Origin of the sequence: Streptococcus sp. 21.1, from assembly GCF_016648635.1 — a bacterium.
Classification (GTDB): Bacteria; Bacillota; Bacilli; order Lactobacillales; family Streptococcaceae; genus Streptococcus.
The window spans coordinates 1-23,643 of record NZ_JACLQL010000006.1; the positions used below are offsets into that span (position 1 = coordinate 1).

At 39.9% G+C, this 23,643-nt stretch carries 21 protein-coding genes, 1 other RNA gene and 1 pseudogene; 19 read left to right on the forward strand and 4 right to left on the reverse strand.

Annotation, left to right across the window (positions count from 1 at the left end):
- Positions 1–854 (reverse strand): ISL3 family transposase (locus H7U01_RS05535; RefSeq protein ID WP_201041256.1); only part of this gene is annotated, 854 nt, incomplete at its 3' end.
- 262 nt (positions 855–1,116) lie between these two features.
- Between H7U01_RS05535 and H7U01_RS05540 the strand changes: the two genes are divergently transcribed.
- Entirely contained in the window at positions 1,117–1,530 is a 414-nt protein-coding gene (locus tag H7U01_RS05540; protein ID WP_201041257.1) for a YjdF family protein, read from the forward strand.
- Between the two features lie 93 nt (positions 1,531–1,623).
- Here H7U01_RS05540 and H7U01_RS10055 read toward each other — a convergent pair.
- Positions 1,624–1,776: pseudogene (locus H7U01_RS10055) on the reverse strand (GTP cyclohydrolase); the annotation flags it as partial.
- A gap of 101 nt (positions 1,777–1,877) precedes the next feature.
- On the opposite strand from H7U01_RS10055, the gene H7U01_RS05545 reads away from it, so the two are divergent.
- The 11 genes from H7U01_RS05545 (at position 1,878) to pepC (ending at position 11,831) form a co-directional block, all read left to right on the forward strand.
- Positions 1,878–2,744: an ATP-binding cassette domain-containing protein gene (locus H7U01_RS05545; RefSeq protein WP_129852180.1), complete on the forward strand. Its 867-nt coding sequence runs from the start codon at positions 1,878–1,880 to the stop codon at positions 2,742–2,744.
- Positions 2,744–3,586 carry an ABC transporter permease gene (locus tag H7U01_RS05550; protein WP_201041258.1) on the forward strand — a complete coding sequence of 281 codons (843 nt, stop codon included), beginning with the start codon at positions 2,744–2,746 and terminating at the stop codon, positions 3,584–3,586. Before H7U01_RS05545 ends, H7U01_RS05550 begins: the two co-directional genes overlap by 1 nt.
- Positions 3,587–3,604: 18 nt before the next feature.
- Positions 3,605–4,060, forward strand: coding sequence for a LytTR family DNA-binding domain-containing protein (locus tag H7U01_RS05555; protein ID WP_002886486.1), 456 nt, complete (start codon positions 3,605–3,607; stop codon positions 4,058–4,060).
- A gap of 9 nt (positions 4,061–4,069) precedes the next feature.
- On the forward strand, positions 4,070–4,495 hold the full coding sequence (locus tag H7U01_RS05560) for a DUF3021 family protein (RefSeq protein WP_201041259.1): 426 nt from the start codon (positions 4,070–4,072) through the stop codon (positions 4,493–4,495).
- Positions 4,496–4,586: 91 nt separating this feature from the next.
- Positions 4,587–5,297: a MerR family transcriptional regulator gene (locus tag H7U01_RS05565; RefSeq protein ID WP_201041260.1), complete on the forward strand. Its 711-nt coding sequence runs from the start codon at positions 4,587–4,589 to the stop codon at positions 5,295–5,297.
- Between the two features lie 211 nt (positions 5,298–5,508).
- Entirely contained in the window at positions 5,509–6,192 is a 684-nt protein-coding gene (locus H7U01_RS05570; protein WP_022496577.1) for an ABC transporter ATP-binding protein, read from the forward strand.
- A complete protein-coding gene (locus tag H7U01_RS05575; protein WP_201041261.1) occupies positions 6,161–7,462 on the forward strand; it encodes an ABC transporter permease in 1,302 nt (433 codons plus the stop codon). Before H7U01_RS05570 ends, H7U01_RS05575 begins: the two co-directional genes overlap by 32 nt.
- A gap of 183 nt (positions 7,463–7,645) precedes the next feature.
- A complete protein-coding gene (locus H7U01_RS05580; protein WP_201041262.1) occupies positions 7,646–9,100 on the forward strand; it encodes a nicotinate phosphoribosyltransferase in 1,455 nt (484 codons plus the stop codon).
- Positions 9,101–9,111: 11 nt separating this feature from the next.
- Positions 9,112–9,933, forward strand: a complete 822-nt coding sequence (gene nadE, locus H7U01_RS05585) for an ammonia-dependent NAD(+) synthetase (protein WP_201041263.1) — start codon at positions 9,112–9,114, stop codon at positions 9,931–9,933.
- Positions 9,934–9,948: 15 nt separating this feature from the next.
- Positions 9,949–10,392: a DUF805 domain-containing protein gene (locus H7U01_RS05590; protein WP_060973143.1), complete on the forward strand. Its 444-nt coding sequence runs from the start codon at positions 9,949–9,951 to the stop codon at positions 10,390–10,392.
- 101 nt (positions 10,393–10,493) lie between these two features.
- A complete protein-coding gene (pepC, locus tag H7U01_RS05595) occupies positions 10,494–11,831 on the forward strand; it encodes an aminopeptidase C (RefSeq protein ID WP_201041264.1) in 1,338 nt (445 codons plus the stop codon).
- Positions 11,832–11,934: 103 nt separating this feature from the next.
- On the opposite strand, the gene pbp1a is transcribed toward pepC, so the two are convergent.
- The gene (pbp1a, locus tag H7U01_RS05600) at positions 11,935–14,226 is read right to left on the reverse strand and encodes a penicillin-binding protein PBP1A (RefSeq protein WP_201041265.1); all 2,292 of its coding nucleotides are present in this window, start codon (positions 14,224–14,226) and stop codon (positions 11,935–11,937) included.
- Complete coding sequence (recU, locus tag H7U01_RS05605) at positions 14,226–14,822, reverse strand: Holliday junction resolvase RecU (protein ID WP_002886506.1); 597 nt, start codon at positions 14,820–14,822, stop codon at positions 14,226–14,228. The genes pbp1a and recU overlap by 1 nt, the downstream gene beginning before the upstream one ends.
- Before the next feature lie 76 nt (positions 14,823–14,898).
- Here recU and H7U01_RS05610 point away from each other — a divergent pair, with 76 nt between their 5' ends.
- The 7 genes from H7U01_RS05610 (at position 14,899) to H7U01_RS05640 (ending at position 23,629) form a co-directional block, all read left to right on the forward strand.
- Positions 14,899–15,414 carry a DUF1273 domain-containing protein gene (locus H7U01_RS05610; protein ID WP_021143524.1) on the forward strand — a complete coding sequence of 172 codons (516 nt, stop codon included), beginning with the start codon at positions 14,899–14,901 and terminating at the stop codon, positions 15,412–15,414.
- Positions 15,415–15,522: 108 nt separating this feature from the next.
- Entirely contained in the window at positions 15,523–15,855 is a 333-nt protein-coding gene (gpsB, locus tag H7U01_RS05615) for a cell division regulator GpsB (RefSeq protein WP_021143525.1), read from the forward strand.
- A gap of 15 nt (positions 15,856–15,870) precedes the next feature.
- Positions 15,871–16,238: RNase P RNA component class B (rnpB, locus tag H7U01_RS05620), an RNA gene on the forward strand.
- Between the two features lie 145 nt (positions 16,239–16,383).
- Positions 16,384–17,550, forward strand: a complete 1,167-nt coding sequence (locus H7U01_RS05625) for a THUMP domain-containing class I SAM-dependent RNA methyltransferase (RefSeq protein ID WP_201041266.1) — start codon at positions 16,384–16,386, stop codon at positions 17,548–17,550.
- 2 nt (positions 17,551–17,552) lie between these two features.
- Positions 17,553–19,553: a cell division site-positioning protein MapZ family protein gene (locus H7U01_RS05630; protein ID WP_201041267.1), complete on the forward strand. Its 2,001-nt coding sequence runs from the start codon at positions 17,553–17,555 to the stop codon at positions 19,551–19,553.
- Between the two features lie 108 nt (positions 19,554–19,661).
- Complete coding sequence (locus H7U01_RS05635) at positions 19,662–22,757, forward strand: DEAD/DEAH box helicase (RefSeq protein ID WP_201041268.1); 3,096 nt, start codon at positions 19,662–19,664, stop codon at positions 22,755–22,757.
- Between the two features lie 155 nt (positions 22,758–22,912).
- The gene (locus tag H7U01_RS05640; RefSeq protein WP_084869990.1) at positions 22,913–23,629 is read left to right on the forward strand and encodes a hypothetical protein; all 717 of its coding nucleotides are present in this window, start codon (positions 22,913–22,915) and stop codon (positions 23,627–23,629) included.
- Positions 23,630–23,643 lie beyond the last annotated feature (14 nt).

The following is a 23,643-nucleotide window of genomic DNA, read 5'->3' on the forward strand; positions in this document are numbered from 1 at the left end:
TAAAAAGGGTTGAGAGATAACTTACGGCTGTCCTTTTGGAAGAGTCTCCAGTGATTTTTTAAAGCTCGATAAGGTAGTGACTTCTTATCAAACTGGTTCATAATCGCAATTCTTGTCTTTAAAAAGGCACGTCCAAAGTGCTGGATGATGTGGAAACGATCAATAATGATTTCGGCATTTGGAAAAAGTCTTCGAGCTAGTGGCATATAGGCTCCTGACATGTCCATCGTGATAAACCGTACCTTTTGTCGTACTTTCAATGGATACTTCAAAAAGTAGTTTCGAATAGTGGTTTGACGGCGATTATCAAGGATGGTTATGAGTTTGTTGGTCTCATAGTTTTGAGCCACAAAAGCTAGTTCACCTTTCTTGAACCCAAACTCATCCCAGGACATAACAGCTGGGAGTTTGTCATAATGTTCCTGGAAAGTAAACTGGTCAAGTTTACGATAGACAGTGGACGTCGATACACGAAGTCTTCTGGCAATATCCGTTAGTGATACCTTCTCAGTTAGAAGTTGTGCAACCTTTTGTCGGACAAGGTTGGAGATTTGGTGGTTTTTCTCAACGATTGAGGTTTCAGCCACCGTTACTCTCTTACACACTTTACACTGGAAGCGACGTTTCTTCAGACGTAGTAGTGTTGGAGTTCCAGCTTGTTCGAGAAGAGGGATTTTAGAAGATTTTTGAAAGTCATATTTGATCGTTATTCCTTGACAATGAGGGCATGGTGGTGCAGAATAATCAAGTTTTGCATGAATCTCGATATGAGTATTAGTTTCCAAAACAAGAGAAATAATGATGTTAGGGTCTTTAATTCCAATTAATTCTGTGGTATTCTTAATAAGTCTCATGAGTTCTTCCTAATGATGGTTTGGTCGCTTTTCATTATAGTTCTTATGGGACTTTTTGTGTACATTGAAAAAGCTCCATAATCTCTACAGTGGTTTTACCCACTACAGAAATTATAGAGCCTTTTTGTATTGCTATATGCTATAATAGTCCCAACTAAGATAAAAACACAGTTCTGGTTGGTAGTCCAGACGTAGGCAAGCCTATCAGTAACCTTCCTCCTTGGTTGTCCATTCTTAGGGATAGATTTAAGGAGGTGCTGTCGTGGAAACAATTTCAATTGGATTGACAGTTTATTTTGAAGATGGATTTTGGCATGGTTTGTTCGAACAAGTGTATCGAGAAACTTATAAAGTTTGTCGTGTGACATTTGGTCAGGAGCCAAAAGATGATGAAATTCTAGAGATTTTACAGACTCAGTTTACTCAATTATCTTTTAGTCCAGAGACTACAGTTAAGCAACATGTAAAAATTAAGAATCCTAAACGATTACAGCGAGCTGTGAAGAAACAAGTAAAGCAGAAAGTTTCTTCTAAGTCGAAAGAACTGTTACAGTTGCAGTATGAGGCAGGGAAAAAGATTTCAAAACATCAATCTAGTGTCCAAAAGCAATTGCTCAAACAAGAGAAATTTGAACGCAAACAGCAAAAACGAAGAGAGAAGCATAAAGGACATTAATGTGTTTCTCTTTAAAGAAACAGCTCTTTTCTAAATAGAAAGGAGCTGTTTTACTAGTATTGAAGAATAGATTTTAACTGTTTCTAAATCTAGTTACTTATCGTCAAAAGTTTTACTGATGATAGTTTCAAATTCAGGACAATACTTACTTGCCTCAAATTCAATGACATCATATTGGGCAATCTCATTTTGATAGAATGGATCGTGTGTAATGATTTCTTGAACAGCTTCTTTATTTTTAGCTCTTCCATCCCTCCACTTAGACTCTCATTTTAACCACTTATCCTCAAAAGCCGTTTTTTAAACGGCTTTTTTGCTAGACTGGTTCTATCAAAAGGAGAGAGAACATGATATTACAAGCTAAAAACATAAGTAAACGATATGGAAATCATTTAGCCGTAAACAATATTCACTTACAGTTTGAAAAGGGAACATTTAATGCGATTCTAGGACCAAATGGAGCGGGGAAATCAACGACAATTTCCATGTTGATTGGTTTGAAACAACTAACGCAAGGTGAAATCATCTATGAACCAGATACTAAAATTGGTGTGGTCTTCCAAACCAGTGTTTTAGATGAGATGCTGACGGTTAGGGAAAATCTGACCATTCGTGCGAAACAGTATAAAGGCTTAAAACCCGATCGTGTATCTGATCTCATTGGTCGGCTAGGCCTATCAGCTTTCCAAAAACAGAGATACGGGACGCTTTCAGGTGGCCAAAAGCGTCGGGTTGACATTGCGCGTGCTCTACTCTCACAACCAGATATTCTGTTCTTAGATGAGCCAACGACAGGTTTAGATATCCAAACTCGGAAGTCTATTTGGGATTTGCTCTATCAATTGCAGAGAGAAGAGGGAATGACCGTTGTATTGACCACGCATTATCTTGACGAAGCAGATGAAGCTGATCAAATTTATATTGTAGACCATGGGGAAGTGATTGCTCAGGGATCGGCATTAGATATTAAGAGCCAGTATGCAAAAAACATCTTGAAGATTCGTTTCAAGGAGATGCAGCAGATAGAAAGTCTCAAATCTTCGGGAATGTCAGTAGAGCAACAAAGTCAATTGGAGTATATTTTTCAACCCAAGAGTGAAAGGGAAGCCATTGATTACCTGGCACAAGTTAGAGATAGAATAGCCCATTTTGAGTTTCGTCCAGGGACCATGGATGATGCCTTTATTGCACTTACAGGAAGGGAGGTTCGTTAATGCTAGCCTTACTAAAGCGAAATTTTTTATTGTACTTCAGGAATCGTTCAGGAGTTTTCTTCTCCTTGTTGGGAGCCTTGATTTCCTTTATTCTCTATATTATTTTTCTTCAAAAAAATCTAACAGATGCTTGGGCTGAACTCCCCAATAGTGGTCCTTTATTAAATAATTGGTTAATGAGTGGGACGCTAGCTGTGACAGGGATTACGACGAGTCTGGCTGCCCTGACTCAGTTGGTAAAGGACCGTGAACATCAAGTAGATAAGGATCTTTATTTATCGAATCATGGGAAATGGCGGTTACCATTTTCGTATCTAGCGAGTGCAATCATCATCTCTTTTGCCATGCAGGTCCTTATGTATGTGCTGATGTGTGGCTATTTTAGAGAAGTGCCAAAATTATCCATACTACCCGAACTTCTCCTCATTATGCTGCTTAGTAGCCTGCTTTCTAGCTTAGTGAATGCCATTTTTGTTTACTTTTTCCAATCCGTAGATAGTCTTGGGAAGTTTGCGACCATAGTGGGTACAGCTTCTGGTTTTTTGGTAGGAACTTATGTACCTTTGGGCGTTCTACCTGATTTTGCACAACTACTAATGAAATGTACTCCAGCAACTTATATTGCTGCACTTTATCGGCAAGTCCTCATGAAAGAAACATTAAGTGAGACCTTTAAAGGTCACGATAATCTTCTTCAAGAGTTTCAAGAAAAAATGGGTATTCAACTCAAGTGGCAGGGTTTGTTGACAAAGGAAAATACTTACCTTATAGTGTTAGGAGGTATTCTTCTAGCAAGTATTCTTTGGATTGTTTTAGTGAAAAGAACTAGCCAGAAAAAATAAGTGAGAGTTGGAATAGGAATGAAACTTCGTTTTGAAGAAAAATCAGATATTTCGGCAAAGGATCCCTGTGTGGTCATCCAAGCAGAGCGATTGTCTGATCAAGCACGAGAGGTAATGGATTATCTCGAACAATTTTCAGTTGTAAATCAAGTGGTGATTCCTATTAAAACGGATGATCATTTGGTTATGGTAAAAATTGATGACATTATCCTAGCTGAGATTGATAAGAATGTGTTAACGATTTATACTGTAAACAATACCTATACGATGAGAGAGACACTGACAAACTTTCAGCATCGCATCAATCGTCGAAGTTTTTTACAGATATCACGTCATGCTGTTATGAATATAGATCATTTGGAATCCCTATCGGATAGTTTTTCTGGCAATATGATGGCTAAAATGACAGGTGGAGTTAAGTCCAGTGTCAGCCGAAAATATGTCAAATCTTTGATGGATTATTTAGGGGTCTAGGAGGAACCAATGAAACGTTTAATTGCTTATTTTGTATCCGGCGTGAGAACGGGATCGTTCTTTTACCTTGCATTCCTTTTACTTGGTCAATTATTTCCCCAGCTTATCTATCCCAAAGTTAATGTAGGTAATATTTTAGCCCTCTTTATGATGAGCGGTTTGATGGGAATGCTCTCGTGGATTTTGGAAGAGCTTGACCGCATGTCGTACAGATTTAGAGTAATCTTGCATTTCTTGTTGACGGCGATTGTACTTACAGTGACTTGTCTGATATCAGGCTGGTATGAGGCTTTAACGAACCCTGCTATCTGGATTGTTTTCATTTTTGTTTATATTATTATCTGGCTTTATCTCATTTGGCAAATGCATATGAGAACACAGCGTATTAATCAAGCTTTACTGCATCGTCGAAGCCAGAAAAAGAAAGAAAAGTAATAAATTATAGTAAACTTCAAAAAAATACTCTTTTTCCTCTTGACCCTCACGCCACGTCATAGCCTATACTCTTAATCAGAGAGGAGTTCTAATGAAATCTGTAAAAGAAGTGAGCCAACTATCAGGTGTCAGTGTGCGCACCCTTCATTATTATGACGAAATTGATTTGCTGAAACCGTCAGTTGTGGCTGAAAATGGTTACCGTTACTATAATCGCGATGCGGTTGTCCGTTTGCAGGAAATATTGCTTTACCGTGAGTTAGACTTTCCTCTCAAAAAAATTAAAGAAATCGTAGGTCAACCAGGTTATGACAAAGTTCAAGCGCTTAGGGATCAGATTAAGCTCTTAGAGCTGAAAAAGTCCCGGTTGGAAGCTGTCATAGCTCATGCCAAGGCCTTACAAATGGAGGAAGAAGAAATGTCATTTGAAGCATTTGATCAAAAAGCTGTAAAAGTCTTTCAGGAAGAAGCTCAGGCTAGATGGGGTCAGACAGAAGCTTATCAAGCTTTTGCGGCTAAGGAAGAGGAGTCCTTCCCTGAAGTTACAAAGGAGATGACTGCAATCATGTCTACCTTTGGACAGCTCAAGGAGTATAATCCTGGTGATGATAGTGTTCAGGAGCAAGTAAAGGCGTTACAAGATTATATTAGTCAGCATTTTTATCCATGTGACCAAACGGTATTAGCTGGTCTAGGTCAGATGTATCAAACAGATAATCGCTTTTCTAGTTTTATTGATAAAGTTGGAGGAGCAGGGACTGCCACTTTTCTCGCAGAAGCTATTCGTATTTATTGTCAATAAACTAAAGCCAAAGTCTTAGGGACTTTGGCTTTTTTCATGCCATAGTGACATTTATGTCACTATTTTTATAATCATTTAATGCTTATAATTAATATATCGTTTTAGAAGGCGATTAGTTAAGTGTTTCTGCTATTTTGCTTGAAATTTTCTTGCAGATAAGCGGAGGAAAGTTAATCAAATTCTAATCTAAATCAAATTTACGGAGGAAATCATGTCCATTTTAACCATCGACCACATCTCAAAGTACTATAATCTCGACGGTACGAATCAAGAGCGCGCTTTGAATGATGTTACGCTTGAGATTGCACCAGGAAAGATCACTGCTATCTACGGTCCATCTGGCTGTGGTAAGACCAGTCTGCTTAGTATTATTAGTGGCTTGGATAGTCAGTATCAAGGAAATCTTTATTTCAAAAATCAAAACATGCGAGATTTTTCAGAGCGTGACTTGACCTATTTTAGAAAGGCTCACATTGGCTTTGTCTTTCAAAATTTCAATCTTATCTCTCATCAATCAGTCCTTGAAAATGTCAAGATGCCTCTTTACGTTAAAAATATGACTGATAAAGAGATGGCCGAGATTGCGGAAAGGGAGCTTAGCCGTCTTGGAATCGGAGACTTTATCAAGAAAAATGTTAAGCAGCTTTCTGGTGGGCAAAAACAACGTGTGGCCATTGCCCGTGCCCTAGTCAATAATCCAGAAATGATTGTGGCTGATGAACCAACAGGTTCTCTTGATTCTCAGTCTCAGGAAAATGTTCTCGAAATTTTTAAAGAGCTAGCCGAGGCAGGTAAAACTGTGATTATCGTAACCCATAACCCTGAAGTGGCGGATTATGCGGATGTTGTCATTAAAATGAAGGATGGTGAAGTCGTTGAAACAATCGAAAAATAAGGGGTTGACCCTCAAGAACAAGCTCAAATTGTCATTGAACAACTTTATGGAACGTAAGTGGCGTAATCTTTTGATTGCGACGGCAACTTCCATTGGTTTTATCGGTGTCCTAATTTCCTTTGGTTTGGGAAATGCTATTGTTGGTATGATTAATGACAGTACCGATGGTGGCAACATTCCATCCCAAATTCAGATTAGTCTTAGTGCTAAATCAGCAGCCAGAGGGGTTCTAAATGCGGATGACGAGAAGTTTATTCGTAGCCAGATTAAGAGTGATGACATTAAGTATTTGGAGAGTCCCTTCGGAATGAACATGGCAAGTCTTACCCTTGATGGCAAGACCATGGACTTCAGTAAGGACCTTCCTAACTATTCTCAGGTTATCAGTCTTTACAAGAACACAAAAATCTCTACATCTCGCAATGATAAGGATAAGATTTCAGCTGGGAAGCCTTTTAAATCTGCAGATGAAAAGGGCTTAACCCTTCCGATGAGTTTTGTCAAACGCTACAACCAAGAAACAGGGAAGAAGCTCAAGGCTAAAGAATTTATCGGTAAAGAAATTTCAGCTCAGATTGTTGAAAATACTGCTGATGGAACTAAAGTAGCAGATATCAAGACTAAGATTGTCCGTATTGTTGATGACAGCGAGAATGCTGAAGAGAGCAATAGCTATATGCCAGCCAAACAATTGGAAGAATTGCTTAAAGAAAATGGCTTTACCAAAACAGTCTCTTACATGCTTTTGGAGCTCAAGGATCCAGCCAAGACTAAGGAAGTCACTAAAAAATTGCAGAAAAACAAGAAGTATCTGGTTCTTTCACAGCAGGCCATCCTAGATGTCATTATTAAATTCATCCGTGTGATCCAAGCACTCTTGATTATCCTTTCGTCACAAGCTATCCTAGTTTCAGCTGTCATGATTGGAATTATCATCTATATTAACATCATGCAACGCTCAAAAGAGATTGGTGTTATGAAGGCCGTCGGTTACCTTAATCGTGACGTGAAAGCTATCTTTGTTTATGAGGCCCTCTGGATTACGGGTATCTCACTAGCTCTTGCTCTCCTTGTATCGCAGGGAATTGGAAGCTTGGCCAACATGATTGTTTCACATCTCTACCCAAGTGTCAGCAAGGTATTTGATCTAAATCTGACATCAATTTTCATCATGTTTGGCTTCTCGCTCTTGATGGGCTATGTATCAGCCTACCTTCCAGCCCGTAAAATCAGTAAAATGGACCCTGTCGAGTCCCTAAGATATGAATAGAAATGAAGAGTAGTCTCACCAGGCTACTCTTTTTTGTCAAAACAACCATTAGAATAATCGGAAAATCCAAACAATAATTAACTTTCTGAAAAGTGGAGACAATTGCCCAAAAATGCTATAATAGTCAACATATACAAGCTATTAGTAACAAAAAATAAGTACCTATTCGATTGGAGGAATTCCATGTATAAAGATGACAGTTTAACCTTGCACACTGACTTGTATCAAATCAATATGATGCAAGTCTACTTCAACCAAGGTATTCATAATAAAAAGGCCGTTTTCGAAGTTTATTTCCGTCAACTTCCGTTTAAAAATGGCTTTGCTGTGTTCGCAGGTCTGGAACGTATTGTCAACTATCTTGAAAATCTGACTTTCTCAGAAACTGATATTGCTTATCTAAAAGAGTTAGGCTATCCTGAGGATTTTCTAGACTATCTAGCCAACCTAAAACTCGAGTTGACTATCAATTCAGCCCTTGAGGGTGATTTGGTATTTGCTAATGAACCGATTTTCCAAGTGGAAGGTCCCTTGGCTCAGTGTCAGTTAGTAGAGACTGCCTTGCTAAATATCCTCAATTACCAGATTCTTATTGCTACCAAGGCGGCTCGCATTCGCTCTGTCATTGAAGATGCTCCTTTATTGGAGTTTGGGACACGTCGTGCACAAGAGATGGATGCAGCAATTTGGGGTACCCGTGCAGCTGTGATTGGTGGTGCGGATGCGACATCAAATGTTCGTGCCGGTAAGATTTTCGGCATTCCAGTTTCTGGTACTCACGCTCATGCTCTCGTTCAAGCCTATGGCAATGATTACGATGCCTTTAAAGCCTATGCATCAACTCATAAGGACTGTGTATTCCTTGTGGATACCTATGACACCCTTAAGATTGGTGTTCCGAATGCTATTCGTGTAGCTAAAGAGCTAGGTGATAAAATCAATTTCTTGGGTGTTCGTCTTGATTCAGGTGACTTGGCTTATCTATCGAAGCAAGTCCGTAAGCAGTTGGATGCTGCCGGTTTCCCTGATGCCAAAATTTATGCTTCAAATGACCTTGATGAAAATACCATCCTCAACTTGAAGATGCAAAAGGCCAAAATTGATGTCTGGGGAGTGGGTACTAAGCTTATCACTGCCTATGATCAACCAGCCTTGGGTGCTGTCTACAAGATTGTCTCAATGGAAGATGATCAAGGAGTCATGCATGATACTATCAAATTGTCCAACAATGCTGAGAAGGTTTCGACACCAGGTAAGAAGCAAGTCTGGCGTATTACAAGTCGTGCTAAGGGTAAATCAGAAGGTGACTATATCACCTTTGCGGACACAGATGTTAATGCTTTAGAAGAAATTAATATGTTCCACCCGACCTACACCTACATTAATAAGACTGTTCGTGATTTTGATGCGGTACCACTTTTAGTACCTATCTACGATAAGGGGCAACTCATCTATGACTTGCCTAGTCTTAATGAAATCAAGGCTTATGCGACTAAGGAATTGGATGAGCTTTGGAATGAGTACAAGCGCGTGCTAAACCCTCAAGATTATCCAGTTGACTTGGCCAAAGACGTATGGGATAACAAGATGACCCTTATTGACAATGTACGAAAGAAAGCCCATAACTTGCCAGAGTAAAAGGAGACATTATGACTTTGCAAGAAACAATTATTGATCAACTAGGGGTTAAACCTAACATTGATCCAAAAGAAGAAATTCGAAAATCTGTTGATTTTTTGAAGGCCTACATGCTCAAACATCCATTCCTTAAAACATATGTTTTGGGAATCTCAGGAGGTCAAGATTCTACATTGGCTGGCCGTCTGGCACAACTTGCGGTTGAAGAGCTCCGTGCAGAGACAGGAAAAGACTATCAGTTTATCGCCATTCGATTGCCATACGGAGTCCAAGCAGATGAAGATGATGCCCAACGTGCTCTTGCTTTTATCAAGCCAGATGTGAGTCTTGCGGTTAATATCAAAGAAGCTGTAGATGGTCAGGTTGCTGAACTTGCCAAGGCAGGTGTCACCGTTTCGGACTTCAACAAGGGAAATATCAAGGCCCGTCAACGTATGATTACCCAATACGCGGTTGCTGGTGAAAATAGTGGGGCAGTTATCGGAACAGACCACGCCGCTGAAAACCTTACAGGCTTTTTCACAAAATTTGGTGATGGTGGTGCAGATATCTTGCCACTCTTTCGTCTAAACAAGCGTCAAGGTGCAGCCCTTCTTGCAGCCCTTGGTGCGGACAAGGCCCTATATGAAAAAGTGCCAACAGCTGACTTGGAAGAGGACAAACCAGGAATCGCTGATGAAGTGGCACTTGGTGTGACCTACCGTGAAATTGATGATTACCTTGAAGGCAAGGAAGTATCAGCCAAAGCCCAGGAAACTATTGAGGCTTGGTGGCGTAAAGGTCAACACAAACGTCACTTGCCAATCACTATTTTTGATGAGTTTTGGAAATAAGAGGAGAAATGAATTATGATCAAAGCTTATATTGATTTTTGGAAACGTGCCTTTGATTTTAGCGGACGTTCGACTCGTCCAGACTACTGGTGGGCTTACTTGGTTAATGTCATTATTATTACTATTCTTACTGTTTTTTGTGTTCTTATTCCTTTCTTCAGTAATGTTGACCTTAGTGACCCAGCTCTGTTGAATAATCAGACTGAACTGCAAAAAATAATTATTACCTATGCTTGGCCACTAATGCTTTTTAGCTTAATTGAACTTATCCCTCAATTGTCTCTACAAATCCGTCGTTTAAGAGATGCAGGCTTTCATCCGGCTTGGGTACTTCTAAGTTATATAGGGCTTGTACCAATCTTGGTTATCTTCTCATTGATTGGAAGCATTGTCCTCCTTATCATGTCTTGTCAACCAACGAAACCAGCACCTGAAACGCAGTTTGATAAAGTTGAATAAGATTGTCGTACCCCTAGGTTTAACCTAGGGGTATTTTTAAATTGAATTTTCAGAAATTAGTGATAAAATAGAGAAGAATAAGGCTTAAAAGGAGGAATCTTATGACTTCACTATCAACAGATTTCACAGATAAACTATTTGCAGAATATGAGGCCAATGCCAAGTACAGTGCTATTGAGAATGCTGTAACTCATAATGGCTTGCTCAAATCCATCGAAACACGTCAATCAGAAGTTGAAAACGACCATGTTTTCTCAATCGATTTGACTAAAGATGAGGTGTCTAATCAGAAAGCTTCAGGACGTTGCTGGATGTTTGCGGCACTAAATACTTTCCGTCACAAATTAATCTCAGACTTTAAATTGGAAAGTTTCGAACTTTCTCAAGCGCACACTTTCTTCTGGGACAAGTATGAAAAATCAAACTGGTTCTTGGAACAAATCATTGCTACAGCAGATCAAGAGATTGGCAGTCGTAAGGTTAAATTCCTTTTGGATACCCCTCAACAAGATGGTGGACAATGGGATATGGTCGTATCACTTTTTGAAAAATACGGTGTTGTACCAAAATCGGTTTATCCAGAATCTGTAGCTTCAAGCAATAGTCGTGAGCTTAACCAATATCTCAATAAGCTCCTTCGTCAAGATGCTCAAATCTTACGTGACCTAATTGCAGGTGGTGCTGATCAGGCTACTGTTCAAGCTAAGAAGGAAGAGCTTCTTCAAGAAATTTTCAATTATCTTGCTATGACTCTCGGTTTACCACCACGTCAGTTTGATTTTGCCTACCGAGATAAGGATGACAACTATCAATCTGAGAAAAATATCACACCACAAGCATTCTTTGAAAAGTATGTGGGTCTCAAACTCAGCGACTATGTGTCAGTTATCAACGCTCCAACAACTGATAAACCTTACGGAAAATCTTATACTGTTGAGATGTTAGGTAATGTTGTAGGTGCACCAAGTGTTCGTTATATCAACCTCACAATGGACCGTTTCAAAGAGCTTGCTATTGCACAGATGAAGTCTGGAGAAACTGTTTGGTTTGGTTCAGATGTTGGTCAAGTTTCAGACCGTCAAAAAGGTATTCTTGCAACTAATGTTTATGACTTTACAGCTAGCATGGATATTAACTTGACTCAAGATAAGGCAGGACGTTTGGACTACAGTGAATCTCTCATGACTCATGCAATGGTATTGACTGGGGTTGATTTGGATGCCGATGGCAAACCTGTTAAATGGAAGGTTGAAAACTCTTGGGGAGACAAGGTTGGACAAAAAGGTTACTTTGTCGCTTCTGATGCCTGGATGGATGAATACACTTATCAAATCGTTGTCCGCAAAGACTTCCTTACAGCTGAAGAATTGGCAGCCTATGAAGCAGAGCCACAAGTACTTGCTCCTTGGGATCCAATGGGAGCCCTTGCTTCAAAATAAGATAATACATGAAAACACTGGAAATTTTCCAGTGTTTTTTATAGTTTCTTTAAAATTTATCGGTAAAAAAAGAGTTATCCAATCGGATAACCCTTCTTATTTCTTATTCTTCTGCTGTAGCAGTGTTTGAATTCGAATGCTCAGAGCCGTTAGAGGCCGATGTCGATGGATTTGTTGAAGCATCAGGCCCATACTGTTGACTATCTTGTGAACTTGATGAGTCACTGCTTTGGCTGGAGTCCGAACTTGATGATGAGCTAGATGTTCCTAGTGATCCTGTGTAAACATTTGATGTTGAAGAACCAGTAAGGAAGACATAGCTACCATTGTTATAAACACCACTAGGCATTTCAAAATCTTCAGAACCAGCACCATACATCTGGTTAAGGTAGCTACTTGTTACACCGTAGATTTGTTTAGCGATATCAAGGTCTGAACCATAAAGTGGTGTTTTACGGTTTTTGTAACCTGTCCAAATCGCCATTGCATACTTAGTATTATAACCAACGAAAGTTTCATCCGGAACCATAAGGTCAGCATAGACACCACTTTCTTTTTGTACTTTATAGTACTCATCGTCACCGTAGTTAGATGTACCAGTCTTACCAGCATTGATTGTACCAGGAACATAAGCTTCAGTTGCTGTACCACCTGTCAATACTTGTTTCAACATACTTGACATCATGTAGGCTGTTTGCGGTGACATGGCTTCGACACCTTTAGAATCAAATGATTTAGTTGAACCATCTTCAAATTTGATTGATTTAATGTAAGATGGTTTATAGTAAGTACCACCATTTGCAAAGGCTGCATAAGCTGCGGCCATCTTCTCACTTGATGCACCATACTTAGAATCTGATGATGATGTTGAAGATGAGATGGCATTTGAGTAGTACATTTCTGGATACTCGATACCCAAATCCTTCAAGAAGGATTGAGCATATTCCAAACCGGCAGCTTGGAGAGCTTTAACGGCTGTAACGTTACGTGATTGTTGAAGTGCATAAGTCAATGAAATGCTTCCGTAATACTTACGGTCCCAGTTGTAAACTGGTGTTGAAGAACCTGGGAAATTGTAAGGATTATCGTAAACAGTCGTACCAGTGTTTGTATAAACACCTTTTTCAATAGCAGGAGCATAGTCAGTGATTGGTTTCATTGTAGAACCCCAGTCACGGTCTGTTTGAACAGCTTGGTTGGTACCAAGTGCAATGTTTTCGTCTTGGTGACGTGAACCCAATTGGGCAACGACACGACCATTAGTAACATCAATAATAGTAGAAGCAACTTGGAGACTATCGTTTGGATAGTATACGTAGTCGTTAGTATTATAGACGTTCCAGATATATTTTTGAATATCTGGATTAAGGTTAGTGTAGACGTCGAGACCTGCTGAGTAAATATCAGCGTTGGCATCGGTAGATACCTGTTCAATAACTTGTTTGATGTAGTTATCTAAGTATGGCTCATAGCTAGCTTTCTTCGTAAGTGGAAGAAGGCCATCTGATACATCAGTTGCTTTAGCTTGCTCGTACTCTTCTTTAGAAATATTCTTGTCTTCATACATTTCGTCAAGAACAGTGTTACGACGTTCTTTGGCAGCATCTGGATTAGCATAAGGGTCATATTGTGTTGGTGCTTGTGGAATACCAGCAAGAAGAGCTGCTTGGGCAACAGAGAGGTCGCTCAAGTCCTTACCAAAGTAAGATTTAGCTGCAGTCTTCATACCGTAGTAACCATTACCCATATAAACCTTATTAATATAGAAGGTCAAGATTTCTTGTTTAGTGAATTGACGCTCCATTTGGAGTGACAACCAGATTTCTTGTGACTTACGTTTAAGGGTTTGGTCAGAAGTGTTAGTTGAGAAGTAAGCCAACTTAATCAACTGTTGGTCGAGCGTAGATCCCCCTTGGGTGCTGCTACGACGAAGGTTGTTAACAGCTGCCCCCATGATACGGTAGACGTCAATCCCACGGTGAGTGAAGAAACGTTTATCCTCGATAGAGGTGATGGCATTAACTAGAGTTGTTGGAATTTCATCTGTTGATGCACTCTCACGTTTCTCAGCTCCCAAGTCGGCAACAAGACTACCATTAGCGTCGTAAATCTTACTTGAGTTTGTTGATTGCAGTTTGTTCTCGGTAAGTTTAGGAACACTGCTAACATAGTAGGCAAAGAGGCTACCACCAGCGATGACACAGACTACAAAGAAAGTAAGAAGTCCAATAAATCCGTATTTTGCAATACGCCAGCCCAAACTTTGGTCTGAAGCGGCAGAGCGTTTTCCTTTGCCATAGCGAGAAGAATCTGAACGCTTGACCTTGATGTTTTTAGCACGTTTAGTCAAACCGTTAAGTGATTCTTTAAAGTTGCTGAAATTAAATTTAGCCATTATGTGTTACCACCTAATAATTTTTCAATGATTTCTAAGTAAGGAACTTGAGGATAAGCTGCTTCTGCAATTGCATAGCCTCTTTTTTTGATATAATCAAGAGGCATTGATTTCGTCCCTTTATCAATCTGATAAAAAGCGATTAAGTCTTTGGCAGGCAGAAGGTAGGTTTCCTTAAGCGTCGAGAAGTGAAGTAGCACGAAGCAGATCCCATCTTGACTGATGACCTGAGACATGTGCTCAATTTGATGCGCATGAAAGTTTTTCATAGGCATGGATGTCTTTTGTCGTGTCTCTTTGGCTTCAAAATCAATGTAGTATCCTTTGTAAACGCCGGAGTAGTCGGTAGTAGAAGCTTGTCTAAAGTAAGCTTCTACAATCTTTGCCCGTGAGCGTTTGGGATAATCGACTTTGACAATTTGAACAGGGGTAGGTTTTTTATGAATAACGGCTAAACCACGCGACAAATAGTAATCATTAGTCGCATTAATAGCAGATTCAAAGCTCATCCCCCGATTGGCAAAGTCAACTCTATTTGATTTTTTAGGACGTACTTGTGCTATCTTACGAGATATCTGATGGGGATAGTTTACCATTTCTTTCCCTTCTTCTTTATAAGATATGCATAAAGACTATTTTATTATACCATAAAATGAACGAGGAAAACAATAAATGACATCACTACTGGTAACTGGTTATAAGAGCTTTGAACTCGGTATTTTTAAAGACAAGGACCCTAAAGTAACTATTATCAAGAAAGCAATTAAACGTGATTTTAAGCGTTTCTTGGATGATGGTGTGGATTGGATGATTTTTACCGGCAACCTCGGTTTTGAATTTTGGGCACTAGAAGTGGCCAAAGAACTTCAGCAAGACTATCCTTTGAAGTTAGCGACACTCTTCCCTTTTGAAACGCACGGTCAGAATTGGAATGAAGCGAATCAAACGAAACTAGCAGCTTTTAAGCAGGTTGATTTTGTCAAGTATAGCTTTCCCGCTTACCAATCTCCAGCTCAGTTTAAACAATTTAATCAGTTTCTCATTGATAATACGGATCAAGCTTATTTATTTTATGAACCTGAAAATGAAACAAATCTGAAATATTTTTACGATATGATGATAGAAGCAAGTGATTATCCTGTATCACGTTTGACTTTTGATGACCTCAATGAGGTTATGTCAGAATAGGATTTAGTTGAATTTTAAACTTGCATTTTTATCATTTTTTCTGTATCATAAAAACATTAGACAGTAAAGTATTAGTAAGTTAGAAAAGACAAGTATTGGAGAATAATAATGGCTAAGATTAATTTAACGCCCAAGAAAATCTACGAACAAGAATTTAAAACGAGCATGCGTGGATACGATAAAAAAGAAGTTGATGAGTTTTTAGATGACGTTATCAAGGATTACGGTGTCTACATTGCTTTGGTTAAGGAATTGCAAGAGGAAAATGCAAAACTGAAGGCTAAGGCTTCATCAGCACCTACAAGTCGCCCAACTTATGCGAGTGCGACAAGTGAACCATCACGTGCGAATGCTAATGTTGCTTCGGCTTCGAACTACGATATTTTAAAACGTATCAGTCGTTTGGAAAAAGAGGTCTTTGGCAAACAAATCGTCGAATAAATCTGATTTAGTGCAATTTTTGGATAATCGCATGGTTGCTTGTCTTCCATGAGGAAAGTCCATGCTAGCACTGGCTGTGATGCCAGTAGTGTTTGTGCTAGGTGAATTAATAAGCCTAGGGACTTGATTTTCAAGTTACGGCGAGCGAACTGGCTAAGTCTTCGGATAAGTTTTAGTAGCTCTGAAAGTGCCACAGTGACGGAGTTTTTAGGGAAACCTAGAAAGTGGAACGCGGTAAACCCCTCAAGCTAGCAACCCAAACTTTGGTAGGGGCATGGGATGGCTGGAAACGAACGGACCATCCTGACTGCTTAGCAGTAGACAGATGATTATCGAAGGAAGTGGTACCTAGTCACTTCTGGAACAAAACATGGCTTATAGAAAATTGCATATAGGTGAGGCTGGGACACATGTCTCAGCCTTCTTTTAGCAAGAATTCTCTCTTTTTTAACTATATAAAGGGACGTTGAGTAATAGGCCATAGGTTAAGAACGTTTGTACTTATAATAATGAGATAAAAGGATAACAATGAAAGAAACATTTACATTAGTAGCAACTGCAGCAGCGGGTCTTGAGGCTGTGGTTGGACGTGAATTGCGTGAGTTAGGTTATGACACTCAGGTTGAAAATGGTAAGGTGCGTTTCCAAGGTGATGTTCGTGCAATTGCTGAAACCAACATTTGGTTGAGAGCCGCAGACCGTATAAAGATTGTGGTGGGTGAATTCCCAGCACGCACCTTTGAAGAACTCTTTCAGGGAGTTTTTGCCTTGGACTGGGAAAACTATCTTCCACTAGGTGCAAAGTTTCCGATTTCAAAAGCTAAATGCGTTAAATCAAAGCTTCACAACGAGCCTTCTGTTCAGGCGATTTCCAAAAAAGCTGTCGTTAAGAAATTGCAGAAGTATTTCCACCGTCCAGAAGGAGTGCCTCTTCAAGAAACAGGAGCAGAATTTAAGATTGAAGTTTCTATTTTAAAGGATAAGGCTACAGTTTTGATTGATACCACAGGTGCTAGTCTCTTTAAGCGTGGCTATCGTACTGATAAAGGTGGGGCACCTATTAAGGAAAATATGGCGGCTGCTATCCTTGAACTTAGTAACTGGTATCCGGATAAACCGTTGATTGACCCGACTTGTGGTTCAGGGACCTTCTGTATTGAGGCTGCAATGATTGGTATGAACATTGCGCCAGGATTTAATCGTGATTTTGCTTTTGAAGCATGGAATTGGGTGGATAAAGATTTAGTACAGTTGGTACGTGATGAAGCAGATAGCAAGGCAAACTATGATGTTGAATTAGACATTATGGGTTGTGATATTGATGGCCGTATGGTTGAGATCGCAAAAGCCAATGCTCGTGAGGCAGGTCTTGAAGATGTTATTAAATTGAAACAAATGCGTTTACAGGACCTGAAAACAGATAAAATCAATGGTGTCATTATTTCAAACCCTCCTTATGGTGAGCGTTTGTTGGATGACAAGGCTGTGGATATCTTGTATAATGAAATGGGTCAAACTTTTGCGCCACTTAAAACTTGGAGCAAGTTTATCTTGACCAGCGATGAACAATTTGAAAGCAAATACGGTATGAAAGCCGATAAAAAACGTAAGCTTTATAACGGGACCCTCCGTGTTGATTTGTATCAATATTTTGGTGAGCGTGTTCGCCGTTCTGAGGCTAGAAAGGTAAATTAAACGTGTCAGAAGATAAAACACAAAATGGCTATGAAGGTAGCCAAGAGCTAGATTTCCAAGATGCCAAGGAAATGACAGTCGGTGAGGCTGTCCGCAAAGAAGCTGAGATTAATGCTGGTGTAACAGAAACAGATAGCATTTTGGATAAGTATATCAAGCAACACCGCGAAGAAGTTGCCTCACAAAAATTTTCAAAGAAAATTGAAGCTGATGGCGACACATCACCTTTGGATGCTTTTATTCAAAAGCAACGTCAGGAGTTTGCGGATTCAGGTTTGATTGGTCAATCAATGGCTAATGAGTCAATCAACTCAACAACAGCTACTGAAGAAGTAACACCGGTCACATTTGGTTTTGGTGCTACAGATAACAAGGTTGATGAAACTCAATCTCATATTGACAAGCAGTTGCCAAATGCTCCTGTTGAACCTGAGGTTATTGCAGAACCAGAAAGTCAAAGTTCTGAAGTTATCATTACGTCAACGAATGCTGATCGTTTCATCACGTCAGAAACAGAAAAATTTGACCTTGGTGATGCACTTGCAGATTCAGCTACTTCAACTAATCAGCCAACGCCAGCCTATAACGATGCATTGGTAGATAATATTGATGATAACAATCCTTTGATTGCTAACATCGATGATCCAGAACCACAAAATCCTGTTGTTGCCAATATTGACGATACTGAGCCGCAAGCTTCAAAACCATTGTTGGATGATGTTGTTATCTCAGACACTATCGATTTGGCGGCTATTGCCTCAACAGTGGCAGGGGTAACTGGAGCAAAAGCTGACGAAGAAAAGACAACACCAAAAGTGTCTATGGCAGTTAATCGCCCATCTGCAGAAGACAGAATCTCTTCAGAGTCTATTTCACCATCGCATAAGAGTGCCTTTGATGGTGATATTCCAGTTTACCGTCGTAAAGGTGTTGTTATCGGTGCTCTAGCAGTTCTTGCTTTAGCTATTATTGGTGGTAGCTATGCTCTTTATAAAGGAACACATAGCCAATCAGCAAAACCAACAAGCACAGCTTCTTCAGCAGTGACATCATCATCAAGCAAGGACACGGCAACTGCTGATAATAAGGCCTTCGAAGAAATGTATAAGAATTTCTTCACAGATGACGAGCAAACAAAACTCGCTAATGATCAATTTGGTAAGCTATCAGATTTGGAAAAACTGCTCAAGAAATTGGAGAAAACCAAGTATTATGATGCAGCTAAGAAAAAATATGATAACTTGAAGAAACAAATTGAAGCTGTACAAAAGATTAACAGTCAGTTTGAGTCAGATGCTCTGGTAGATGGTAGCTATAATGCCTCTATCGCTGTTAAATCCGATGCCAACTTTAATAATCTGCCAGAAAGTGTAACAACAACTGGAAATGCGAGTCTTGATAGCACTATCCAAGAAGCGATTAAGGGTGGTAAGACTCAGCTTGAAGAAAAAGCTAAGGCTGCGAGCGCAACATCTGCAGCGACAGCTGCTGATAGCGCCAATACTGCTAGTCCTGCTGCACCTTCAGGTGATAACACGTCTGGAGCAGCTTCTACTGGTGGTGGTGCGGCCGCATCAAATACTTCTGGAGCGCAAAATGGATCAGCTAACTCAGGTGCAACTGGTTCAACTGGTGCGACTGGAGGAACTACTGGTGGCTCAGCTGCAGCTTCAACAGTTGTAACACGCGGAATCACAAATTATAACCCATCAATCCTTCAACGTGACCGCTCACGTGTGCCTTATAATGCAAATGTAGTAGCAGATACAAGTAACCCAGCTTGGACTTGGGCTGATGGTGTTCTTGATAAGATTATTGAAACATCACACTCACGTGGTTACTTCTCAGGAGATAACTTCATCCTTGAACCAGTTAACATCATCAATGGTAATGGTTACTACAACTTGTACCTTCCAGATGGAACTTACCTCTTCAGTATCAACTGTAAGACAGGTTACTATGTTGGTAATGGTTCAGGTCACTCAGATAAACTTGATTATTAATAATAATCTGCGACACTCCCTAGGGAGTGTTTTTTGTTTTATCTTGGTGAAGGCCTAGTTTATAAGGATTTTGTGCTATAATAGAGGGATAAGATAGGGGTGAATACTATGGCAAAATTGATGCCGGGTAGAGTCCGTAATGAGGGTATTGAACTTTTTGAAAAGGATCTCATTACCATTCATCAGGTCTCAGAAACTCAGTTGGATACAACAGTTGACCAACATCATTTAATTTATGCACTCAATGATTCTGAAATCACGTGTGACTGTGATTATTTCGCTCAAAAAGGCTATTGTCCCCATTTGGCAGCGGTTGAGTATTATCTAAAAAATGATAAAGAAGGCCAGCGTCTCTTGGCAGAACTGGAAGAGGAACAAGAATCCTCTCAAGGCCAAGAGCGAGGTCACTCTTTTGGTGGTTTATTTTTAGAAGGGCTTTCCCTGAATGAAGATGATACCGTTAGATATAGCTTGATGGTAGAGGGAGAGGAATCTACCTTTGGTTCAGAGATTTGGTGGAGTATACGTTTACGTCGCTTACCAGATGAACGTTCTTATGTTATTCGAGATATTCCTGCCTTTCTCAAACTTGTAGAGGCTGAGGGTTATTATCAGATAGGTAAGAACTACTATGAACCCCTATCACTTATTCAATTTGACCAGGCTTCACAGGCATTTTTAGACTTCTTAGGACGGATGATTCCAGATGAAGCCAAGACTAATTTAGATTTTATTTTACCGAATAATGCACGTCACCTTTGTCTCCCTTACGGTTTTTTTGAAGAAGGTTTGAGACGGATGCAAGATTTGGATGGCTTTAGGTTTGAATGGGAAGGAGCCGAATATCGCCAACTTTTGGTCGAGGATTTGATTGCTGATGCTCAGCTCTTCTCGTTTGATATTTGTGTCGAGCCCAAGATGATTGAATTGACTGTCGCTGAGAAGAATAGTCAGGCCTTTTTTAATAATCGTATTCTCTTTTATCAAGGTGTTTTTTATCGTCTGAATCGAAAACAACAAAAACTTTTGGTTGGCTTACGCTCTCTTCCAATCGGAAGCGATTTGAATAAGCACGTCAGCTTTAATCTCGATGAACAAGCCATCTTGGCTGCTAGTCTTTTTGATTTTAGGACTATGGGGCCAGTTAAGGCACCAAAAGCTTTTAATATCAAGGATTTCACACCGAGATTTCGCTTTGATCTGAAAGGTGACAGTGAGATTATTCTTACATTAGCCTTTGATTTTGATGGTTTCTTGGTACATGATCGCCAAGAGTTGAGTCATTTAGGATTTACCAGTAACTATCGTCATGAGCAGGCTGTTTTTCGTTTGATGTCTAAGCATGGATTCACCCCTGATTTTCAGTCATCTAAACGATTAAGTAGCAGTCAAGAGCTCTATGATTTCTTTACAAATACTCTACCAGATTTTGAAAATGCAGGAACAGTTCTGATTGGACAGGAGTTACGTGACTTACGGGTTGAGCAGAGTCCACAGGTTCAGGTAGAGCGTCAGGGAAATTTATTAGATATTTCCTTTGATTTTTCAAGTCTTGACGACGAAGATGTGGATCATGCTTTAGCAGCCTTGATGGAAAGCTCGCCCTATTTTATCAATCGTAGTGGTCAGTTGATTGTTTTTGATGAAGCGACGCATCGTATTAGTGAGAGTCTCAAAACTCTGAGAGCTCGTTACTCAGGAAAAGGTCACCTAGAACTCAATCAATTAACTGCCTATCAATTGATGGATGCTCTTTCAGAAAGTGATTCTGTTCGTTTTTCAAAAGATTTCCAACTCTTAACGCAACATTTGAGTAAGCCAGAGACCTTTGATTTGCCAACCTATAAGGTAGAAGCTGGCCTTCGTCCCTACCAGGAAAAAGGTGTTCAGTGGCTATCGATGTTGCATCACTATGGTTTTGGCGGTATCTTGGCCGACGATATGGGGTTGGGGAAAACCTTGCAAACTATTGCCTACCTCTCTGCACATTTAGAAGAAGGACAACGAGTTTTGGTTTTGTCACCATCAAGTCTGATTTACAATTGGCAGGATGAGTTTAAAAAGTTTGCCCCTCAGTTAGATGTAGCGGTTTCTTATGGACTCAAGCCAAAACGTGATGACATCATTGCCGAAGACCACCAGATTATCATTACAAGCTACGCTTCCTTCCGTCAGGATTTTGATGCCTACAAGGCTGGTAAATATGACTATCTCATTCTCGATGAAGCTCAGGTCATGAAGAATACACAGACAAAGATTGCCCAATATCTACGTGATTTTTCTGTTCCACATTGCTTAGCACTATCTGGAACGCCTATTGAAAATCATTTGTTGGAGATTTGGTCTATTTTCCAGATTATTCTACCAGGACTTTTACCAGCTAAAAAAACTTTCCTTAAGTTAACACCTAAGGAAGTGGCTAGGTATATTTCTCCCTTTATTCTAAGACGTAAAAAAGAAGAGGTCCTTCCTGATCTCCCAGATTTGATTGAAATCACTCACCAAAGTGAATTGTCAGATGCTCAAAAAGCTATCTATTTAGCACAATTACAACAGATGCAACAAGGATTAATTTCAGCAAGTGATCAGGAAATCAACCGTCGTAAGGTGGAAATCTTGTCAGGAATTACCCGCTTACGACAAATCTGTGATACCCCAGCTCTCTTTATGGACTATGCGGGAGATAGCGGAAAATTAGATAGCCTTAGAGAGTTGCTTAGCCAAATTAAGGAATCAGACCATCGTGTCCTTATCTTCTCACAATTTCGTGGAATGTTAGATATTACAGAGGGGCTCTTACAAGAATTAGGGATTTCCTCATATAAGCTAACAGGGTCAACGCCATCTGATAGTCGTCAAGAGATGACCAGAGCCTTCAATCAAGGAAGTCGAGATGCCTTTTTGATTTCTCTGAAAGCAGGAGGAGTGGGACTGAATCTAACTGGTGCTGATACGGTAATTCTGATTGACCTTTGGTGGAATCCAGCGGTAGAAATGCAGGCTATTAGTCGTGCTCACCGTATAGGTCAGGAACAAAATGTCGAAGTTTACCGTTTGATTACAAGAGGGACTATTGAAGAGAAAATTCTTGAGCTTCAAGAAGGTAAGAAAAACCTCGTCACAACAGTATTGGATGGCAATGAAAGCCGTGCCAGCATGACAGTAGAGGATATTAAAGAAATTCTTGGTATTGCAATATCTTAATTTGTTATATTTAATATTGGAATACTAAAATATAAAAATGCTACTAGGCAAATCTTTTGAATTAGGCTATAATAGGATATTGCAAGACGTATCTCCCCATTCCCGATTATTTATATTAAGATACGCATCATCTCGAAAATGAAAGGAAGTCTTTTATGCATCGCCAAAGACGACAATTTCCGCTGATTCCAGACGGGGAACCTTGCTTGCAAGAACCGGTCTCTATGCGCCTATACGAAAATGAAGATTTAATCACAAATATCCGTGGCCCTTACCAAGATAAGGACTACAATGATTTGTTGCCGAACTATGATTTCTTGTCAGCTAAGCCTAGCAATCGTAAGCAGGCTCCAAAACGAGTGGAGACACAAGGAGCTGGCATGACTTATGCTGAGGAAGCCCGCGAAAAGGCTAAGCGTGATGTACGTGAGAAACGCCAAAAATTCCTCCGCCAAGAAGTTCAACAAACCAAACATACTAATAGCCGTCAACTGACTGCTAAGCCTAAGGTAGAAGCTAAACCAAGCTTTGAGGCCACTGTTGAGCCAGCTGCTGTAACAACGGATAAAGGACCAGTGACAGCCTCTATCTTGGGAGCTCCTGTAAGTGCTATCAAGCGAACTTTAGCACCTAATGGGAAGCACTCAAAGATCCATCACTTGGCAAATCGTCTGCAACAAGATTCTTACATCTTGGCAGAAGTGGCTCCAACCTATCAACAGCCTAGTAACCCATCTCGTAAGAACGTCAAGAAAAATAGCTATGACTTCTTGAAACGTAGCCAGGTTTATAATTACCCAGAACGTCAAACTTACCGTGAACACCGAGTTGCTCAAGAATTAAATTTGACGCATTTAGAAGACGCAAACTAATCGCAGTGCGATTG